At 44.2% G+C, this 19754-nt stretch carries 18 protein-coding genes; 9 read left to right on the top strand and 9 right to left on the bottom strand.

Annotated features, from left to right (window positions below; genetic code table 11):
* Positions 1-21: 21 nt before the first annotated feature.
* Positions 22-2367: an RND family transporter gene (locus tag A3738_RS22160; protein WP_068502474.1), complete on the bottom strand. Its 2346-nt coding sequence runs from the start codon at positions 2365-2367 to the stop codon at positions 22-24.
* Between the two features lie 171 nt (positions 2368-2538).
* Between A3738_RS22160 and A3738_RS22155 the strand changes: the two genes are divergently transcribed.
* The 6 genes from A3738_RS22155 (at position 2539) to A3738_RS22125 (ending at position 9059) form a co-directional block, all read left to right on the top strand.
* Positions 2539-3501 carry a LysR family transcriptional regulator gene (locus tag A3738_RS22155; protein ID WP_068480870.1) on the top strand — a complete coding sequence of 321 codons (963 nt, stop codon included), beginning with the start codon at positions 2539-2541 and terminating at the stop codon, positions 3499-3501.
* A gap of 11 nt (positions 3502-3512) precedes the next feature.
* On the top strand, positions 3513-4088 hold the full coding sequence (gene smrA, locus A3738_RS22150; RefSeq protein ID WP_068502473.1) for a DNA endonuclease SmrA: 576 nt from the start codon (positions 3513-3515) through the stop codon (positions 4086-4088).
* Positions 4089-4127: 39 nt separating this feature from the next.
* Positions 4128-4616, top strand: coding sequence for a (2Fe-2S)-binding protein (locus tag A3738_RS22145; protein ID WP_068502472.1), 489 nt, complete (start codon positions 4128-4130; stop codon positions 4614-4616).
* On the top strand, positions 4609-6834 hold the full coding sequence (locus A3738_RS22140; RefSeq protein WP_082878511.1) for a molybdopterin cofactor-binding domain-containing protein: 2226 nt from the start codon (positions 4609-4611) through the stop codon (positions 6832-6834). Before A3738_RS22145 ends, A3738_RS22140 begins: the two co-directional genes overlap by 8 nt.
* A gap of 5 nt (positions 6835-6839) precedes the next feature.
* A complete protein-coding gene (locus A3738_RS22135) occupies positions 6840-7871 on the top strand; it encodes an XdhC family protein (RefSeq protein ID WP_068502471.1) in 1032 nt (343 codons plus the stop codon).
* A 276-nt stretch (positions 7872-8147) separates the two neighbouring features.
* Complete coding sequence (locus A3738_RS22125; protein ID WP_068754449.1) at positions 8148-9059, top strand: DMT family transporter; 912 nt, start codon at positions 8148-8150, stop codon at positions 9057-9059.
* On the opposite strand, the gene A3738_RS22120 is transcribed toward A3738_RS22125, so the two are convergent.
* Complete coding sequence (locus tag A3738_RS22120; RefSeq protein WP_068480854.1) at positions 9052-9774, bottom strand: SIMPL domain-containing protein; 723 nt, start codon at positions 9772-9774, stop codon at positions 9052-9054. The genes A3738_RS22125 and A3738_RS22120 overlap by 8 nt on opposite strands.
* A 128-nt stretch (positions 9775-9902) precedes the next feature.
* Here A3738_RS22120 and A3738_RS22115 point away from each other — a divergent pair, with 128 nt between their 5' ends.
* From A3738_RS22115 to A3738_RS22105, 3 genes are read left to right on the top strand one after another with little or no spacing between them, the layout of a single operon-like run.
* The gene (locus A3738_RS22115; RefSeq protein WP_068500023.1) at positions 9903-10628 is read left to right on the top strand and encodes a hypothetical protein; all 726 of its coding nucleotides are present in this window, start codon (positions 9903-9905) and stop codon (positions 10626-10628) included.
* Positions 10628-11896: a valine--pyruvate transaminase gene (locus A3738_RS22110; protein ID WP_068500025.1), complete on the top strand. Its 1269-nt coding sequence runs from the start codon at positions 10628-10630 to the stop codon at positions 11894-11896. The genes A3738_RS22115 and A3738_RS22110 overlap by 1 nt, the downstream gene beginning before the upstream one ends.
* A gap of 40 nt (positions 11897-11936) precedes the next feature.
* Positions 11937-12809: a sterol desaturase family protein gene (locus tag A3738_RS22105; protein WP_068480845.1), complete on the top strand. Its 873-nt coding sequence runs from the start codon at positions 11937-11939 to the stop codon at positions 12807-12809.
* Between the two features lie 19 nt (positions 12810-12828).
* On the opposite strand, the gene A3738_RS22100 is transcribed toward A3738_RS22105, so the two are convergent.
* The 7 genes from A3738_RS22100 to A3738_RS22075 form a co-directional block, all read right to left on the bottom strand.
* Positions 12829-13530: an ABC transporter ATP-binding protein gene (locus A3738_RS22100; protein WP_068480842.1), complete on the bottom strand. Its 702-nt coding sequence runs from the start codon at positions 13528-13530 to the stop codon at positions 12829-12831.
* Positions 13530-14300, bottom strand: a complete 771-nt coding sequence (gene livG, locus A3738_RS22095; protein WP_068480839.1) for a high-affinity branched-chain amino acid ABC transporter ATP-binding protein LivG — start codon at positions 14298-14300, stop codon at positions 13530-13532. Before livG ends, A3738_RS22100 begins: the two co-directional genes overlap by 1 nt.
* Positions 14290-15558, bottom strand: coding sequence for a high-affinity branched-chain amino acid ABC transporter permease LivM (locus A3738_RS22090; RefSeq protein ID WP_068480836.1), 1269 nt, complete (start codon positions 15556-15558; stop codon positions 14290-14292). The genes livG and A3738_RS22090 overlap by 11 nt, the downstream gene beginning before the upstream one ends.
* Positions 15558-16481: a high-affinity branched-chain amino acid ABC transporter permease LivH gene (gene livH, locus A3738_RS22085; RefSeq protein WP_068480833.1), complete on the bottom strand. Its 924-nt coding sequence runs from the start codon at positions 16479-16481 to the stop codon at positions 15558-15560. Before livH ends, A3738_RS22090 begins: the two co-directional genes overlap by 1 nt.
* A 78-nt stretch (positions 16482-16559) precedes the next feature.
* The gene (locus tag A3738_RS22080) at positions 16560-17675 is read right to left on the bottom strand and encodes a branched-chain amino acid ABC transporter substrate-binding protein (protein ID WP_068480830.1); all 1116 of its coding nucleotides are present in this window, start codon (positions 17673-17675) and stop codon (positions 16560-16562) included.
* Positions 17676-17851: 176 nt separating this feature from the next.
* Positions 17852-18028, bottom strand: coding sequence for a hypothetical protein (locus A3738_RS30120; RefSeq protein WP_156502239.1), 177 nt, complete (start codon positions 18026-18028; stop codon positions 17852-17854).
* A gap of 30 nt (positions 18029-18058) precedes the next feature.
* Positions 18059-18994, bottom strand: coding sequence for a hypothetical protein (locus A3738_RS22075; protein ID WP_068480827.1), 936 nt, complete (start codon positions 18992-18994; stop codon positions 18059-18061).
* Positions 18995-19754: the final 760 nt, after the last annotated feature.

The raw sequence follows: 19754 nt of genomic DNA, 5'->3' as shown, positions 1-19754 counted from the left end.
CGCCAATTGGCGCCTTTTTTCTTATGATGCTTGCTGATTTACTGTGACAGCGTCATTGACGGCTTCTTTGTTTTGCATTGATGTTGTATGGGATTTATCGCCCTTATCAAGCCATAGAAGCATTGCAGGTAATGCGAAGAAATCAAAAATCAAAGCGAGTGTAATCGTGATCGCAGTGAAGATTCCCATGTATGCGTTCATATTAAAGTCTGATAAAGCAAGTACCATAAACCCTGCAACAAGTACGAATGTTGTTACCCATAGGGCGGTGCCTACCATGGTAAATGCATATCGAACGGCTTCTTCAGCGGTATAGTTTTTCTCTCTGCGAGCGCGTTGATATTTGCTAAGGAAGTGCACAGTATTGTCGATCACGATACCCAATATCATGCCAACACCACTTCCAATAGAGATGCCTACATCGCCTTGAAATAGTCCCCATATACCAAAGGTTGCGCCGATTGGTACGAGGTTAGGGATAATGCTTACAGCGCCTAATCGTAAGGAGCGTAAAACGATACACATCACGATGATGATAACGATTAAGGCATAGCATACGCCCATGATCATACTGTCGACATTGCGCTTTCCGATATGGGAAAACATCAAATTGGTGCTTGCTGCATAAAAAGATTCGATATCTGTATTATCTTCGAGCCATTGGCTAATTTCCTGCTCGAGGCGCAATGTAGTTCTGGTATCAACGTTTTCTAACGAGATTAATATTCGTGCAGAGGACTTATCGATATTCAACTGGTTGTTCAGGTCTAAGCCATAAGGAAGCGACATCTCATATAGCAACAGGTACTGTGCAGCTAATTCTTTGTCCTCAGGCAGCATGAAGAAGTCCTGATTATCGGCATGCATGTTTTTGTTTAAACGTTTGAATATCTCGGTGATGGTTTCGACATTTGTGACTTCTGGCTTTGATTTGAGCCATTGCGAGAACGACTCAACTTGTCTCAAGAATTCTGGTTGGCTAATACCGTTGCTTTCGCCTTGCTCCAGAGAAAAGGCAATATTGTAGATGCCAGTTAAATTGTCAGATGTGAATTCAGTGTCTGCACGGAACTCCACCGATTCCTTGAAGTAGGCGATAAAGTCATCGTTAATTTGATTTAGCGGAATTAAAGCGAACAAAACGACTGTGACAATGCCAGAGCCGATCAAAACGCCATTACGATTGTTGATGATGAAAGAGGCAAGTTTGTCCATACCCTTGCTTTGACGTGCTGCTTGCTTCTTCGTTGAAATTGGCATCACTGACATAAATGCAGGTAGGAAGAATACTGAGAAGAAGAGCGCCGCAATCACGCCCATTGCTACTGTGTTTCCTAGGTCTCTAAAGGGAGGGACTTCAGAGAAGTTCATCGTCATAAAGCCAAGAACAGTCGTTAGACTAGTGATAAATACTGGTTGGAAGTTGATACGAATACTTTCTTGCATCGCACTATGCTTTGGCATGCCTTGACGTAAGTTGTAGAGAAATGTGACGAGTATATGCACGCTGTCGGCAACGGCCATCGTGGTGATGATGACTGGCGCACTTGTTGTTGGGCCGGTAAGCACCCAACCTAGATGACCGAATAGCCCCATCGCTGTCAACGCAGAGAGAATGATGACAAGAATCGTCGCGACGGTTCCCGTGAATGATCTTAGAAGGAGCCATAAAGTCACGATAATGACGCACAACATGATTGGCATTAGTGATTTCATGTCAGCTTCAGAGGCCTCAGCAAAGGCGTTGCCAAGCATTGTTGTTCCGGTGATATAGACAGACAAGTTTGGATATTTTTCTTCAAAGTCAGCCACAATATTTCTTGCTGCGCTGACGACCTCTCGGGTTTCTGATTCGGATAGCTCGGGAAGCTGAATCGTCACATTTACTGCAGTGACATGCGCTTCTGGAGAGATTAATCGACGCACTAACAATGGCTCGTTTAGTGCAACGTTTTTGACATAATCAAGGTCAACGTCTTCAGGGAATTCAACCAAGTCTGCAACGATTAAGTCGTCTTCTTCGGCTTGGGTATGCTGGTAGTTTGTAATGGAATCAACGCGCGTTGAATATGGAAGTTGCCAGCTGCTTTCCGTCAGTTCTTGAATTGCAGAAAGAGTTTCTCTGCTGAAGACGATCCCATCTTCAGGCTCGACGACCAAAAGCACATTATCAGACTTCGAGTAGGTATTTTGAATGGTCTCGAAGGCTACCAGCTGTTCATTATCCGAAGAGAAAAAAACGCGATAGTTTGAGCTAAAGCTTATGTTAGTAAGACCTGAAGCGATGATGCCAACAATGACAAAAGTTGCGACGATGATTGCCCAGCGCCACTTAATAATACCCGCGGCAAGCTTGTCGGTAGTCATGATGAAGTCCTTAGTGAAGGTTGGGATTTACCCTGATTATTGTGATGCGAGCTAGTTTATTCCGAAATTATGCTCATAAAAAAGAACAATCTATTGAATGTACTGTTTCATTTGTGGCATAAAAAAGAAAATGTAGCTTGTTTGTTTCATTTCTGTGGGCAAAGGTGGTTTATGCAAGATTTAAATGAAATGGCGATATTCGCTGTTGTCGTGGGGTGCGGTAGTTTCACGAAAGCAGCGGATAAATTGAGGTTGCCAAAATCGACGGTAAGTCGAAAAGTTTCCCAGTTAGAAAAGCGTGTTGGTGTGAGACTTATTAATCGAACGACGCGAAATTTAAAACCAACTGAGACAGGAAAACTCTACTACGAAAACTGCATGAAAATGCTAGAGCAGGCTGAGGAAGCAGACCGCATTGTTAATAACATGCAGTCAGAGCCAACAGGTCTGCTAAGAATCAGTACTCCCTTAGCTTTCGGAGTTCCGTTCTTTATTGATATTCTGAAGCGCTTTTCTGAGATGTATCCAAAGGTCAATCTTGAGATTATCTCTGATAACAAACCTTTGGATATGCTCGATGAAGAAATTGATATTGCGTTTCGAATTGGCCCCTTAGAAGATTCTAGCCTTGTCGCACGAAATCTTGGCACTGCACGTTTATCATTATGTGCAACACCTGAATATCTGGCTAAAAATGGCATCCCCAAATCAATTGAAGATCTGAAAGAGCATACGTGTATTACTCACCCAGAATTTGAATGGGTATTGCAGGGTAAAAACCAAATTGAAGCGCCGAACATTCAATCTCGTATGATTGCTAACGATGTTGAGTTGATCCAGCGACTTGTTCTTGAGCACTATGGCATCGGTGCTGTTCCACAGCTACTCATTGCTGATGATGTGCGAGCCGGTAAATTGAAATTATTGCTGCAAGATACGCCTTTCCAAGAAAGAACGTTTTATATGGTATACCCGAGCCGTCGCGAACCACCTTCAAAAGTCGTTGCGTTCACGGAATTTATGTTAGAAAACACGGTCAATCCTCCTTGGGAGCAATTGTCGGATGTGTTTAGTGTTCGTTGTCCTGCCGATTTAGCAAGTGCTGAATTAGAGGGCGAGTTAGAAGCAGTATAAGAGAGAAGATAATGCAGAATGACGATGATACGGATTTGTTTGCTGCTGAAATGTCTGGTGTTGAGCGCATCAAGCAAAACCGCGCGCATTTAAAGAAAGTTGAAAGTGATACGCCCGGTAAAGTTGTACGTAGAAGCTTGGCGGTTTCTGCAAAGCAAGCGCTTGACCCCTTAGCGTCGACAGTAGTGCCAGAGTTAAAAGCGGCAGATGTACTCGAGTATCGTAAAGATGGAGTGCAGCACGGCGTATATAAAAATCTGAGAATGGGGCGCTACGACATTGAGGCGAGGCTCGACCTACATAGGCTGACAGTTGAAGAAGCGCGTCGTGAGGTGTTCCAGTTTTTGCGTGACTGCTTTCAATACGAACTTCGTACAGTTCTGATACTCCACGGTAAGGGCGAACGCAATGCAGACAAGATCGCTGCGATAAAAAGCCACTTGTCTGTATGGTTGCCTCAGATCGACGAAGTTATGGCGTTTCATTCTGCTCAACCTCGCCACGGAGGCACGGGGGCTGTATACGTGATGTTAAAGAAAGGGGATAAGTCTAAGCAAAGTACAAGAGAGAAGTTTGGCTTGCGCTAGATAAGGCATTATCACACTGAAAACAAAAAAGAGATTCATATGAAATTTTTTCTGAATGGTGAGGAGCGCGAAGTTAACGTAGACGCAGATACGCCTTTATTATGGTTTATTCGTGACACGCTTGAAATGACGGGCACTAAGTTTGGTTGTGGTATGGGCTTGTGCGGGGCCTGTACTGTGCATTTGAATGGCCAAGCAGTTCGTTCGTGTATTACACCAGTGTCTGCTGTTGAAGCGCAACAGATTACAACGATTGAAGGTCTGTCCGACGGCGAAAGTTTGCATCCTGTTCAGAGCGCATGGGTTAAGCACAATGTCCCTCAGTGTGGTTACTGTCAGCCGGGACAAATTATGTCTGCTAGTGCGTTATTAGCGGGTAATTCAAATCCATCTGACGATGATATCGATGTGGCTATGGCTGGTAATGTATGTCGTTGCGGAACTTACCCTCGAATCAAAGCGGCGATTAAAACTGCAGCGACAGAGCTTGCATACGAAGCAAAGAAGGGTGGGGTGAACAATGGATAAGCAAATCATGAAAGGCCCTGCTATTACGCGAAGAAATTTATTAGTAGGTGCTGCCAGTACTACAGGCGGCTTGGCGGTTGCATTTAGCATGACAGGTTGCGCCAATACTGCCTCTAAGATGGACGAGGCAGGGAAGTGGTCGCCGAATGCTTGGTTAGACATTTCCCCAGAAGGCAAGGTCGTGTTTACGCTTGACCGCGTAGAAATGGGCCAAGGCACGTATACAGGTCTAACCACTCTGATAGCAGAAGAGTTAAATCAATCTCCAGATACCATCGAAGTAAAATTTGCTGGTGCTGCGCAACAATATCGCAACCCAGATTATGGCCTACAAATCACGGGTGGTAGTAACAGCCTATCCTCTGCATGGAAGCCAATACGGGTCGCGGCAGCTGCGGTTCGAGAGATGCTTGAAAAAGCTGCTGCCGATACCTTTGGTGTTGATGCCAGTTCCGTTGTTCTGTTTGATGGTGTTCTGACGAATGATGCCGGGCAAACCTTAAATATTTCAGAAGTTATTGCGATTGCAGCTAAGCAAAGTGTACCAAGTGAACCAGCGCTTAAAGCGAAGCAGGACTTCCGATTCATCGGTAAGCATTCTTCTCGTTTAGACGCGGCTGCGAAAGTACAAGGTACTGCGAATTTCGGAATTGATGCATCTGTTGATGATATGGTGTTTGCCGTAGTCCTTCGATCTCCAGCGATTGGTGGTCGATTGAAAAGCTTTGATGCTTCGGAGCTCAACGCAGATAAGGATTTCATTGGAGCATATCAGATAGACACCGGGGTGGCGGTTGTCGCGACGAGTTCCTGGAAGGCCCGAAAACTTTCAGAGAAAGTGTCGCTTGACTGGGACTTACCACAAGAATTGATTTCAACAAAAGCAGCATTTGAGCTGTATCGTGACGCGGCTTCTAAAGATGATGGCGACGTTGTACGTGAGGTTGGAGACGCCCAAGAAGCAATCGATAACTCGTCTAATGATGCAATTGAACTCGAATTCGAAATGCCCTTTTTAGCGCATGCCACGATGGAACCGATGAACTGTTTGGCGCATGTACAAGAGGATCGCGCAGATATTTGGGCTTCGACCCAAGGGCCAGATATTGCCCAGGTCTCGGTGGCTAAGGTGACACACTTAGATTTGGATGAAGTACACATTCATAATCAATTTATTGGTGGTGGATTTGGTCGTCGTTTGAATCAAGACTTTATTGGTGAAGCTGCCGAGATTTCGATGGCGGCGAAACGTCCTGTGAAGTTAGTTTGGTCACGTGAAGATGATATGAAAAATGACTTTTATCGCCCCGCGACATTCCACCGTTTACAAGCATCTGTTTCGGATTCGGGCGAGGTCGAGGCTTGGAAGCATCATGTTGTCGGTCCAGGCGTCATGGATTGGTATATCTGGGATGCTGCACCAGCCATGTTCCCATCATCTCCAAAGTTTATGTTCCCTATGCTTGGTAAAATGGGCTTAGCAACGCAAGGCACTCCGATGACGCCTGCTGATCGATCTGCTTACGAGGGGGCTGACGACTTGGAATATGAGTTTAAAGCTCAAGAAATAAGCTATAGCAAGGCAGATATCGGCGTCCCTGTTGGTTACTGGCGTGCTGTTGGACATTCGCATAATGGATTCGTGACAGAAACCTTTGTCGATGCCTGTGCAGAAAAAGTCGGTAAAGATGAATTAGCATTTCGCTTGGACCTGCTTAAAAATCAGCCACGCTTGGCATCAGTTTTAAAGTTAGCTGCTGAAAAAGGTGGTTGGGTTGCCGAGAGACCTCAAGGCCGATATGTGGGCATTGCTGCGCATAAATCATTCGGGTCGTATGTTGCAGAGCTTGTTGAGCTTAGTGTTGAGTCAGGACAGATACGCGTTCATAAGGTCGTATGTGCTGTTGATTGTGGGCAAGTAGTTAATCCTGATATCGTTAAAATGCAAATGGAAAGTTGCATCGTTTTTGGCATTACAGCAGCTTTACATGGCGAGATTGAATTTGTTGACGGTGGAGCTGCGCAAAGCAATTTCCATGATTACCAAATGCTTCGCATGAATGAGTGCCCAGAAATAGATGTGCACATAGTCGACAGCGCTGAATCGCCAACGGGTGTGGGCGAACCTGGACTTCCTCCAATTGCGGCGGCGATGGGGTCAGCGATTTATAAGGCGACGGGCACACGCCATACTCGACTTCCATTTAAAATAAGCTGATATAAATGAATACTCAGCGTTATCAGGTTTTGCTCAAATTAAAAGAGTGTTTAGAGGCGGGGCGCCCAGCATTTCTAGTCACCGTGCTAGAAACATGGGGAGCTTCACCTCGACCTGCTGGAAGTATTTTGGTTTTTGATCCGTCAGCCAATAAAGTCTACGGCTCTGTCTCCGGAGGCTGTGTAGAAGAGGAACTTCTGAGAGATCTTTATGCAGGAACGACTTTCTCAAACGCGCATGATGCCCCAATTCTTACACGATTTGGTAGGGATTTAAGTGGTGTGTCTTTACCTTGCGGTGCTGAAATAGAGCTTATGATCGAAGAGTTTTCATGCTCTGAATCCAAGCATGAAACGCGTGGTATTACTCACGTTAAAGAACTGGTAAGAGCGATAGACGAAGGCCGTGAGGTCTGGCGTTCGGTGCATTTTGATTCTTCGTTGGTAGGCTTTGAGACCCGCTCTGGTAATGAAAAATCATACTCAGTCGTTAATCGTTTAGCCGATAAAGTAAAGCTCAGATATGATCGTCCAGATCGCTTATTGCTTATCGGATTGAGTGATGTATCACTTGCATTGTTACCACTGGCAGAAAGTATTGGATACGAGGTTCAGATCTGTGATCCGAGACACGAGCATGTTGCGCGACAGACGAGTGCGCAGGATATAAGTGTCGTGTCTAATGTGCTTCCCGATGACTTGGTTTATGCATCTTACATGGATGAGAATTGCGCGATTGTTGCGCTCGCACATGACCCTAGAGTAGATGATCTGGCGGTCTATGCGGGACTACAAGGGCAGGCTCATTTTGTCGGTGCAATGGGATCCCAGCGCAATGCTTTACTGCGTCAGAATCGTCTGCAGGCACTTGGTTTGTCATCCGATTTACGTCAGCGATTACATGCGCCAGTTGGTGTGCAGATAGGAAGTCGTACACCCAGTGAAATTGCTATTTCTATTGTTGCCCAATTAGTTCAGGTGCGAAGTCAGCGCGTCAAGATGCCTCTGCAGGTTAATTCTGTCGCTACTTACGCATAAGTCGTTGACAAGCTCTTCTGTTCATACCATTCTTATCGCCATGAAATTAATTAGCAAAGCAAAACACCGTTGGCCTCAATCACGACTCGTGCGTATTCTCGTGCTCGTCGCGATGGCGCGCGCCTGTTCGCGTTGTGTGGTTAGCTGATTAATTGAAATCATTTGGCCACGGCATTCAGCGGTGGCTTTCTTCTCCCTAGCTCTCTGAATTCCGTTGTCGCTTTCGACCTTTAGTGTTGGTTGTTTTTTTAACGAGAATGAGAGGAGGGAAATCTCGTGCAAGCGCCCTTTGCTTACCTGACGATTATTGCCGTGTGGTCTACAACGCCACTTGCGATTAATTGGAGTAGTCAAACGATCAGTCCTGTTGCGGCCCTTGGACTGCGAATGGCATTAGCTGTGATCGTAGGGCTACTTCTATTGGCGATTTTACGTGTACGCATTGTATGGACAAAACATTCTATCGCGACCTATTCATATGCTCAGTTAGGTATCGCAGGAGCAATGCTTTGTGTGTATAGCGCTGCTCAGTATATTCCGTCCGGTTTGATATCGGTATTGTTTGCCTTATCGCCAATGATATCGGCTATTTTTGCCTTTTTTATGCTTGGTGAAGACAACTTTCAGAAGCACAAAATCATCGCATTTATAATGGCCTTGTTTGGTCTAATTCTTGTTTCTGTTGATACGATTTCGTTATCACAAAACGGATTGTTGGGGATTGCCTTATTGCTTAGCGGAGTGGTTCTCTACAGCTATAGCGGAGTGAAGGTCCAAAAGATTGGATTTAAAGGCCATCCCTTATCCACGACAGTTGCAAGTTTATTGGTGTCTTTGCCTCTGTTCTTTATCGCTTGGCTACTTCTGGATGGTGATTTACCGATGTTTGATATTAATAGTCGTTCGGTTCACGCGATCATTTACTTGGCTATTTTTGGTTCATTGCTTGGCTTTTGCGCTTACTTTTACTTGTTGAAAGAGGCTGGTGCGTCTTCTGTGGCAATGATGACATTACTTACACCTGCGCTTGCATTGATGTTAGGAGCTCAAATTAATAATGAATCGATTGGGGTGAATGTGATTTGCGGCACTGCCTTAATTTTATCGGGCTTATTCTTGTTTTATTACAAGTTGATTCTTGCGAGCCCCGCGAATACGGGGCAAACGTCAGAAGACTCCGTTATTTGATCAAAAAACTAGCGATGATGTGTGCGCGAATTTCGATGTCTTTGATTTCATAGCTGCTATTAGACGACTCCGCTGCGTCGGCACTGAATGCCATCGCACGCATCGGGCGCACATTTCTTTGTTGATCCATGTTGTGTTCAACATGTGCGAGCTTGCCAAGCTTTACGCGGAAAGATTCCGCTATCGTAAGCGCTGCTTCGCGTGCTTTTTGTGCAGCGTCTTTTAAAGCGAAGGTATGTGCTGACTTTCGATCTTTTGTATCGAATGAAATTGATTGTATATGTGTAACGCCTGACTCGGTGATGTCGTTAAGAATGGATTCAAACTGGTTCAAGTTATTGAGCTCAAAGAGTACCGTGCGGACCACTCGATAACCCGTCAAACTTTGTTTGCCGTCATCATAGTTATAGGTAGGTGATACGCTAATTTGGCCGCTATCGATAGTGTCTTTATCGATGTTGTATCGTTTAAAGTTACTGAGAAGCTGACTAACGGAATCATTTGTAAGCTGTTTTGCTTTTGATGCGATGGGAGCTGTTTTTTCAACGAGTAAGACAAACTTAGCGATGTCTGGCGTGACATTCACTTTGCCAGTAGCAGAAACGCTAATAACATTATCGTCGCTCGCTTGGGCTGTGATGGATATAAGTGCTAGTAAAATAGCCGCGATGAGTAGACGAGATTGAAGTAAGACTTCGCGAATTGTGGTGGACATGATTTTATATTCCTCTTTCAATGATGCGATAAGTTTAGACTAGGGAAGTTAGTAGGTAACATCAATTTAGTATTGAGACCTAGCTTGGGTTTCTATCAGTAAATTTTGGTAAGGCAGAGAGAGTTTAAGTGGTATTAGGAATCTTAGATTGCGACGAAATCGCACCAGAGTTACGTGAAGAGTTCGACAGCTATGGCGCGATGTTTGAAAACCTGATCAGGCAAATAGCACCGAATGAAAATATAAACCAGATTCGTATTTATAAAGTTTGCGATGGTGACTTACCGAAAGATGTATCTGAGTGTCAGGCATACTTAGTGACGGGTAGCAAAACAGGTGTGTATGACTTAGTTGCTTGGCGAGAACCTTTACGCCGCTGTGTATCTGAGATCTATGATATGCATATTCCAATGGTTGGAGTGTGTTTCGGTCATCAGTTACTTGCCGATGTGCTTGGCGGCGAAGCTATAAAATCAGACAAAGGTTGGGGGATTGGTGCGATGACGCATAGCCGTCAAACGCAGCAAGATTTTTTTCAAAATATGCCTGAGTCAATCACCTTGTTGTACAGTCATCAAGATCAAGTCGTGTGTCTGCCGCCGACTGCGGTGCGTCTTTACGGGAGTGATTTTTGCCCAAATGCTGCATTTTGCATTCCGGGTAGGGTGTTAGGGTTTCAAGGGCATCCAGAATTTACGGTTGATTATAGTCAGCAACTGATGTCGTTAAGAGAGTCTTTATATCCGCCTGATTTATACAAGCAGGCTATGGCTTCGCTTCAGAAAACGACGGATGAGCGTTTAGTGAGTACATGGATAACAATGTTTTTGACGAATACGGCGAGTAATAAGTAATGGCTAGATTTTCAAATTTTGGCAACAAATTAGGTGGTGAATCGGGTATTACAGGATTAATGGAAGACCTTGGGAACGCTTTAAATTCTGGGTCTGATATGATCATGATGGGAGGTGGTAATCCGGCTCATATACCTGTCGTCGAAGAACTGTTTCGTGATCGTTTAGCCGAGTTGGCGAACAGTCCTGATGCCTTTCGCCGATTGATCGGAATTTACGATCCGCCACAAGGTGAAATTGACTTTATTGGTGCCATTGCAGACTTATTGCGTCGTGAATATCAGTGGCCAGTTAGTCGCAAAAACATCGCGTTGACAAACGGCAGTCAGGCCGCATTTTTCATGTTGTTCAATATGTTTGGTGGGCGTTTTAACAAGGATGATAATAAGCAAATATTGCTGCCACTTGCTCCAGAATATATCGGGTACAGTGACGCTGGCTTAAACGATCATTTATTCCGGGCGTTTAAACCAAATATTGAACGCATTGATCAACAGACATTCAAATATAAAGTCGATTTCGATTCCTTAGAAATTGATAAAGGCGTTGGTGCGATCTGTGTGTCGCGGCCAACTAATCCAACCGGTAACGTCCTGACCGATAAAGAAGTGGCAAGGTTGGATCAGCTTGCAAAACAAAATGACGTGCCTTTTATTATCGACGGAGCATACGGTACGCCGTTTCCAGATCTAATTTTTGAAGAGGTAACACCTCACTGGAATGACAATACGGTTGTTTGTTTAAGTCTCTCAAAATTGGGCTTGCCGGCTGTTCGTACAGGTATCGTTGTCGCGCGCGAAGACATCATAGAGAACTTGTCCGGAATGAATGCGGTGATGAACCTTTCAACTGGGAGCTTTGGCCCGATGCTGGCACATGAGCTGGTGAAATCGGGCGAAATATTGTCGCTGAGTCAGAATCACGTAAAACCCTATTATGCTGAGAAAGCTGTTTGGGCTGAAGATTACTTCAAAACGCTATGTCGTGATTTACCTGTGTCGCTCCACAAGGTCGAAGGAGCCATGTTTTTATGGGTTTGGATGGAGGGTTGTCCCGTCGATAGTCAAAATCTGTATGAGCGCTTAAAGCAACGTGGTGTTTTAGTTGTTTCTGGCCATCATTTCTTCCCGGGTTTAAGTGATAAAGACAAAAACGAATGGCGACATAGCCGCGAATGTCTTCGAGTTACATATTCTCAGGATAAAGAGAAAGTGAAAAGAGGCTTAGAGGTTCTCGCCGATACCTTGCGAGAAGCCTACGAAAACTAGTACTGTGAGAGACAATATAAAATAAAAAGAAGGAACGAAGATGGATGATGTAATTCATGCGTTGATGTTTATTGCGATATTTGGCTCTATATTTTTGAGCGTGATTGGTATTGAAATGTGGGTTCTGTCGCGACAAAATCGTCAGTCATATCACTGGAAGGAGACACTAAGTAATATGACGACGGGTGCTATGTATAAAGTCGTTGACGGTATTGCTATCGCGCTTTTCATCCAAGTTTTTTATGACTATGTACGTGAGTACGGGTTTCAGTATTCTCCAGATGTGACAGCTTTTAGTCTTGTTTTTTTGTTTTTGGCTGTCGATTTCTTTTTCTATGCATATCATTTTTTGATGCACAAAGTACGCTGGATGTGGTCGGTACATGCGACCCATCACACATCAAAAAATCTAAATTTTTCAACAGCTTTGCGACAAAACTTCTTGTTAGATCTTAACTTTGGTTGGGTGTTTTGGTGGCTGCCTTTAGCGCTAATTGGCTTTGAAAAAGATTGGGTGATTCTAGCGATCGAAGCAAACCTCGCTTATCAGTTTTTCTTGCATACTGAAACGGTCAAACGTTTGGGGCCTTTAGAATGGGTCCTTAATACTCCGTCACATCATCGAGTTCATCATGGCTGTAACGAAAAGCAGGTGGATACCAATTTTGGCGGAGTGTTTATTATCTGGGATAGATTGTTTGGTACGTTTAGGGATGAGACTGAAGCAGGAAAACTAAAGTACGGCGTTGCGTTTCGACAGCCCACGACACTTAATCCATTAAGACTCAACTTAGATGAGTTCATTGATATGTTTAAAGATGCATATCGCTATAAAGATCTGTCGATCTTTGTAAGGCATCCGTCTTATGTTGAGCAACGGTATCGAGCTGACGAAAAAAAAGCAGCTCAGTGAGCTGCTTTACTTCGAGTGTTTATCCGCCTAAATAGGCTTTTTTCACTTCATCATTGACCAACAGGTTGTCACCAGTGTCTTGCAATACAATACTGCCGTTTTCGAGAACATAGCCACGGTCAGCAAGCTTAAGTGCTTGGTTCGCGTTTTGCTCGACTAAAAAGATAGTCATGCCTTGCTCGCGTAACTGTTCAATAATCTCAAAAATTTGGTTAATGATGATAGGGGCCAGTCCGAGCGAGGGTTCGTCCAAAAAGAGCATTTTTGGCTTGCTCATTAGTGCTCGGCCGATAGCTAGCATCTGCTGCTCGCCGCCAGACATGGTTCCACCACGTTGTTGAAAGCGTTCTTTCAGACGAGGAAATAACCCAAACACATACTCGAGAGACTCTTCGATACTTTCATTTGTCTCGAAAAAACCACCCATGTGTAGATTCTCTTCCACCGTCAGCCCAGAAAAGATACGGCGACCTTCTGGAACAACGGCAAGGCCGCTTCTCATTATTTCAGCAGTATCTGTCTTGGATATGTCTTTGCCTTCAAATTCAATACGCCCCTGGCTCGCGCGAGGGTCTCCACACACTGTCATCAGTAGGGTAGATTTACCTGCACCGTTAGCACCAATTAGTGTGACGATTTCACCCTTATCGACGTTCAACGAAACGCCTTTAAGTGCTTGAATCTTTCCGTAGTAGGTATGGACATTATCGAGTACTAACATCAAACCTCTCCCAAATATGCTTTGATTACGTCTGGATTTCCTTTGATCTCTTCTGGAGTACCAGAGGCAAGAGGAGTTCCTTGATTGATAACGTAAATGTTGTCTGAAATACCCATTACGAGATTCATGTCGTGCTCAATTAGCAATACCGATACGTGGTAATCTTCTTTGAGCGAAACAATTAGATTATCTAGGTCTTTCGTTTCTTTCGGGTTTAGGCCAGCCGCAGGTTCATCAAGTAGAAGCAGCTTCGGTTCGGTTACCATGCAGCGTGCTATTTCTAGTCTGCGCTGTTGGCCGTAAGACAAGTTGCCCGCCTCGCGGTTAGCGACATCGGTCAGCCCCACTTTGTCGAGCCAGTATCTCGCGCGGTGCATCGCACGTTCTTCAGACTTCTTATAAGCAGGCGTATTGAATAAACCTGAGAGTAGGTTGGTATTTGAGTGTCGATGCTGGGCAACTAACAAATTCTCAACCACGGTCATTTCGTTAAATAAACGAACATGTTGGAAGGTGCGGACCATGCCTTTTAGAGAGATTTTGAAATCAGGAAGCTTTTGGATTTCTTCTCCCATAAATTCAACAACCCCCGAAGTAGGCGTATAAAAGCCACTTAAGCAGTTAAAAACGGTTGTTTTCCCAGCACCATTAGGACCAATGATTGATACGATTTGACCCTCTTCAACACGCAGGTTTACACCGTTGACGGCAACGAGTCCGCCAAACTGCATTCTGAGATCAGATACGTTTAGTAGTGTCTTATTTGTCATCTGCTAACTCCAAGTGTGGACGTTTTGAAGGAAGCAAACCTTGTGGTCGCCATACCATCATAAGAACCATCATTAAGCCGAACATCAACATTCGGTATTCTTGGAATTCACGAGCTAGCTCTGGCAGTACTGTCATTGCAATTGCAGCGAGGATAACGCCCATTTGTGAGCCCATTCCACCGAGAACAACAATCGCCAAGATAATGGCTGATTCAATAAACGTGAATGACTCTGGAGAGATGAAGCCTTGGCGCGCGGCAAAGAAACAACCGGCAAATCCTGCAAACGCAGCACCGATTGTAAATGCTGAAAGCTTGATCGCGGTGCGATTCATACCTAATGAACGACAGGCTATTTCATCTTCGCGCAATGCTTCCCAAGCTCGGCCAACTGGCATTCGAACAAGTCGACGGATCACGAAGACGGTGATGACGACAAGGATAAGCGCTAACAAATAAAGGAAGATAACTTTGTACGTTGAATCGTAAGAGATTCCCATGACTTCATGGAATAGTGTATTGCCGTCTTCTTTTACGCGGCGTCCAAATTCCATACCGAAGAGTGTCGGTTTATCAATGCCTCCAATACCATTCGGACCACCCGTTAGGGATGTAGCATTGAGAAGGAAGATACGGATAATCTCGCCAAACCCAAGAGTTACAATGGCCAAGTAGTCTCCGCGCAAGCGTAGTACTGGAAAGCCCAGTAAGAAGCCAAACAAAGCGGCCATGATCCCAGCAATCGGCAATGCCAACCAGAATGAGATGTCGTAATACAGAGATAGTAGGGCATAGCTGTATGCACCCACTGCGTAGAATGCTACGTAGCCTAAGTCTAACAAGCCCGCTAGGCCGACAACGATGTTCAAGCCAAGGCCTAACATCACATAGATAAGTACCAGAGTTGCGAGGTCGATAGAGCCACGGCTCACCATAAACGGCCAAACTAGCGCGATCAAAATGATTGCGAAAGTAAACCAGTTTTCTAATTTTGCTTTCTTCGCCGGTTCTAGTGATTGATAACCGGTATTAAAACTTGGTTTAGGAATGTGGCTAAATAATCCAGTGAACTGGTCTCTGAATAATTGGAAGAAAAATACGATCGCAACGGCAGCACCGATATACATCCAAGTCGTTGGCCCCGCACCTTCAATAGACATTGAAGTGCCGCCTGTAACCAAGTTGAGGCCCAGTAAAGGGAAGGACACGATTAAGGTGATGATTGCAGTAAATACTGCATGACTGAAATTCGATTTCATTAGACTTTCTCAACCTCTTGTTTGCCTAGTAAGCCAGTCGGCTTAAATAAGAGGATTAGAACGAGAAGACTAAATGACACGGCGTCTTTCCATTCTGAGCTAATATACGCTGCAGTTAAGCTTTCCGTTAAACCTAGAATAATTCCGCCGAGCATAGCGCCAGGAATGCTCCCAATGCCACCAAGTACCGCTGCGGTAAATGCTTTCAGTCCGGCAATAAAACCAATATGTGGATTGGCAACGCCGTAATAAAGGCCAAGTAATAAGCCCGCGACAGCCGCTAAAGAAGCGCCAATGACAAATGTTGCAGAGATCACTCGGTTAGTATTAATGCCAAGCAGATTTGCCATCTTGATGTCTTCAGCAACAGCGCGACATGCTCGTCCCATTCGTGACTTAGAAATAAATAATGTGAGTGCCGACATGCAGATAAATGTCGCTATAAAAATAATCAGCTGCATGTAAGACAGAGATGCTTGGAAGTTTTCAGTACCGAAAGTCCAACCGCCACTAATCATAGGAGGAATCGCAACATCGCGAGCGCCTTGCGCATTCACTACAAAGTTTTGTAGAAAGATAGACATACCAATTGCAGAGATTAAAGGAATTAATCGATTCGCTCCGCGCAGAGGTCTATATGCTGTTCTTTCAATCGCCCAGCCGAAAGAACTCGATACAATAATGGCTATTGTGAGTGCAGCGAGGATAATAATAGGAACATATTCGATGCCTAACATCGTTAGTCCTGCTATCACGACAAAGCTGACATAGGTGCCGATCATGTACACTTCACCATGCGCGAAGTTGATCATGCCAATAATGCCGTAAACCATGGTGTAACCGATCGCGATTAACGCATAAGTACTACCAATCGTCAGTCCATTGAGTATTTGTTGTATGAAATATAAGAATGCTTCTAGCATCTATCCCTACCTTGTTACCAAAAAAAACACCCACTCTCAGTAGAGAGCAGGTGTTCTAATTACTCTAACTACTTGTGTTTACTTGGCTTCAGTTTTTGAGCCATCTTGGTGCCAGTTGTAAACAACAAAGTCGAACTGCTTAAGATCGCCTTTCTCGTCAAACTGGATATCACCTGTTGGCGTGCTGAAAGTCATTTCACGCATTGCTTTCTGCATTGCGTCAGTGTCAGTACCGCCTGTTTTGACCATTGCATCTGCAAGTACTTGAACCGCTGAGTAAGCTGTCAATACGAACGCACCGCTTGCGTCCTGACCCACGTCAACAAAAGACTTAACCAAGTCTGCGTTTGCTGGGTTTTTGTCGAAGCTTGGTGGAAGTGTTACTAGCAAACCTTCAGACGCAGGACCTGCAATTGCATTGATATCATTGTTACCAACACCTTCTGGACCCATAAATTGTGCTTTAAAGCCTTTTTCAGCTGATTGACGCAAAATTAGACCAAGCTCTGGATGGTAGCCGCCGTAGTAGACGAAGTCGACATTTGCTTTTTGAAGTTTTGCAATAAGTGAAGAGAAGTCTTTGTCGCCAGAAGTAATACCTTCAAACATAACGACATTAACGCCTTTTTCTTCTAGCGTTGTTTTTACTGAAGTAGCAATGCCTTCGCCATATTGTTGCTTGTCGTGAATGATCGCAACGTTGCTAGGCTTGATTTTGTCAGCAATGTAGTTGCCTGCTACTGGTCCCTGGTGGCTATCTAGGCCAATCGTACGGAAAACCATTTGGTAACCACGTGTAGTGATGTCAGGGCTTGTAGACGCCGCTGTTACCATCAAAATACCTTCGTCTTCATAAACGTCTGAAGCCGGTTGAGTAGAGCTTGAGCATAAGTGACCAACTACGAAGCTGATACCGTCATTAACTACTTTGTTAGCAACCGCAACAGCTTGCTTTGGATCACATGCGTCGTCGTATACAATTCCTTCTAGTTGAGCGCCATTTACGCCGCCAGCTTCATTGATCTTTTGGATCGCCATTTTTGAGCCGATCATTTGCATATCGCCGTATTGAGCAACGGGTCCTGTTACTGGTCCTGCTAAAGCAATTTTGATTGTTTCAGCACTTGCGACACTTGCTGCACCTGCAAGCAATGCTGCAGCGCCTAATTTTAGGAATTTCTTATTTGAACTCATTTATTGTTCCTTGAAATGTGCGAAAAATTCGCTTCAGTCTTAATTGTTTCATAAGGGGACTTTAGATACGACGAAAGCCGCGCCCTAACACGTCAATACTACAAAGAATAGAAAGGATAGGGAAGTTTAAGCATCTTCGCTCTACATTAATTTTGTAAAGCGCTATTCGTGATGCGTTAAAACTGCCCAAATATTGCATCCCATGGGTTAGAGAGGCTGGTCGTTTCAAAGGATTTAGACCAATATTTATCGGCGATGCCGTTGCCGTTGAAATCTTCAGCCGAGGATATTCTGTTGCCCGAGGAGTCATAGCGATATTGAGCGAATTGGTCAAACAAACCATCACCATTCATATCTTTATCGACACTCGTGCGATTGTTGTTCTAGTCATACGTATAACGTTCTTGGTAAACAATCTGGCCATTGAGATATTTGATGTATTTGATGAATAAGTCGCCAGAGTATTCGAATTCGTCGTAGCTCGTTTCGCTTCCTTGGTCATTAATCGGAACGCTGAATACTGATTTATTTTCCTGTGCGTCATAGCTGTAAGACACGATTAAATCGGGTGTCCCATCATTGTTTTTGTCATCAGAGTAAACGGCAAGCAAGTCGTCAGGGAAATAAGTCTCTTCGATGACTGTGCTAGGAGTACTTGAAGAATCGCCGTTGTTGTATATACGTGTCGTAACTTGATTAGCAACAGAGCGATCATACAACGTCAGTTTATCGATACTTCCATCATTGCCGTCGTCGTATGAAAATGAAACCAGTTCGTCATTCTTATAGGTGTAGGATTCACTTGAGTCTGAGCCATTGTCTCGGAACGCGTTTCGTGAAGTTATTTTCCCCGAGTCAGAGTAGGTAAATGTTTCGAGGAGTTGTTGGCGTGTATTGGTCTTCTCTTCAATACGACCATCTTCATCATATGAGTAAGAAACAACAAAATCTTCGCCGCCTGACTGGTTTTCTGTTCGTTCGGAGATTAGCCGGCCGCTATCATCGTATTCAAAATAGGTATTTTGCGTTTGGGTGCTCCCTGATTTTTGAGCACTTTGAGCGATATTGTCTGCTTGAACTTCAATCCCGAGACTATCGTATAAATGGGCGACATTTCGCTGCAATGAGCGAACAGGCCCTGTAAGTCCGAGTTGCTCTCTTATGCTAGCGATATTGGACGAGGCAGCAAAGTCTGTGGCCTTGAATGCGCAGATGTCGAGTCGGCTATCTTCTAATTCTTGGTCAGCATTACCTAGGTTGATTCCGTTATCAGGATTGCCATCAATATCTAAGTTCTGAAGTAAACTTGCGATCTTCAATGCTTTGTCGAAAGTAAGAACAGAAGATAAAAGAACGCGCTCCTTTATATGGGGCTACTCGCTAATTAAATCGATATCGTGTGCGTTATTTTTGTGCGCATTAACAGAAGTTTAGAGACTGAGGTGTAAATATGCTGCTAACTGGTGCGGAAACATAGAAGAGAACTTAAAACAATCGTGAATGAGGGTTGATCATATTTCTAAATGCTAGTGGTTTGGTTGGCTTGCTCGTGGGTAAATAGTGACTTTAAATGATGATCGAAACTTTTAAGAAAAACACTTGCTATCCAAAGCGAGATATTTAAAATGCTCGCTCGCTTTGAGGGAGGCACCTAAGGGAGTCGAAATTGAGGTGAGAAGTGAAGGTCTTCTAGCGTAATTTTTGATCTTTGTTTCTGGTGATTTTTGAGAAGTTTTTGTTGCTTATTTAAGTGTTGAAAACGAGCTCAAAAATAAAATCAGAAAGATCAAAAAAAGTAGTTGACCGGCGAATTAAGATCTATATAATTCGCGCCTCGCTTGAGGGAAGACCCTTCAAAAGGGTTGGAAATAAGCGAGAAGTTAACACCTAATTTTGAGTTTGATTTCAATAAGTTAGTTGCTTAGAAAATTAAATTCAGAAAGTTAAGAAAAGGTGTTGACAATCAACTGAGGCTCTGTAGAATACGCGCCTCGCTTGAGGGAACGGAAACGGTCATCAAGCAACGATCTTTAAAAATTAGCCAAGCAATTCGTGTGGGCGCTGACTGAGATGATGTCA

The sequence above is a fragment of the Oleiphilus sp. HI0066 genome (assembly GCF_001635725.1).
This window is presented reverse-complemented; position numbering and strand designations above follow the sequence as displayed.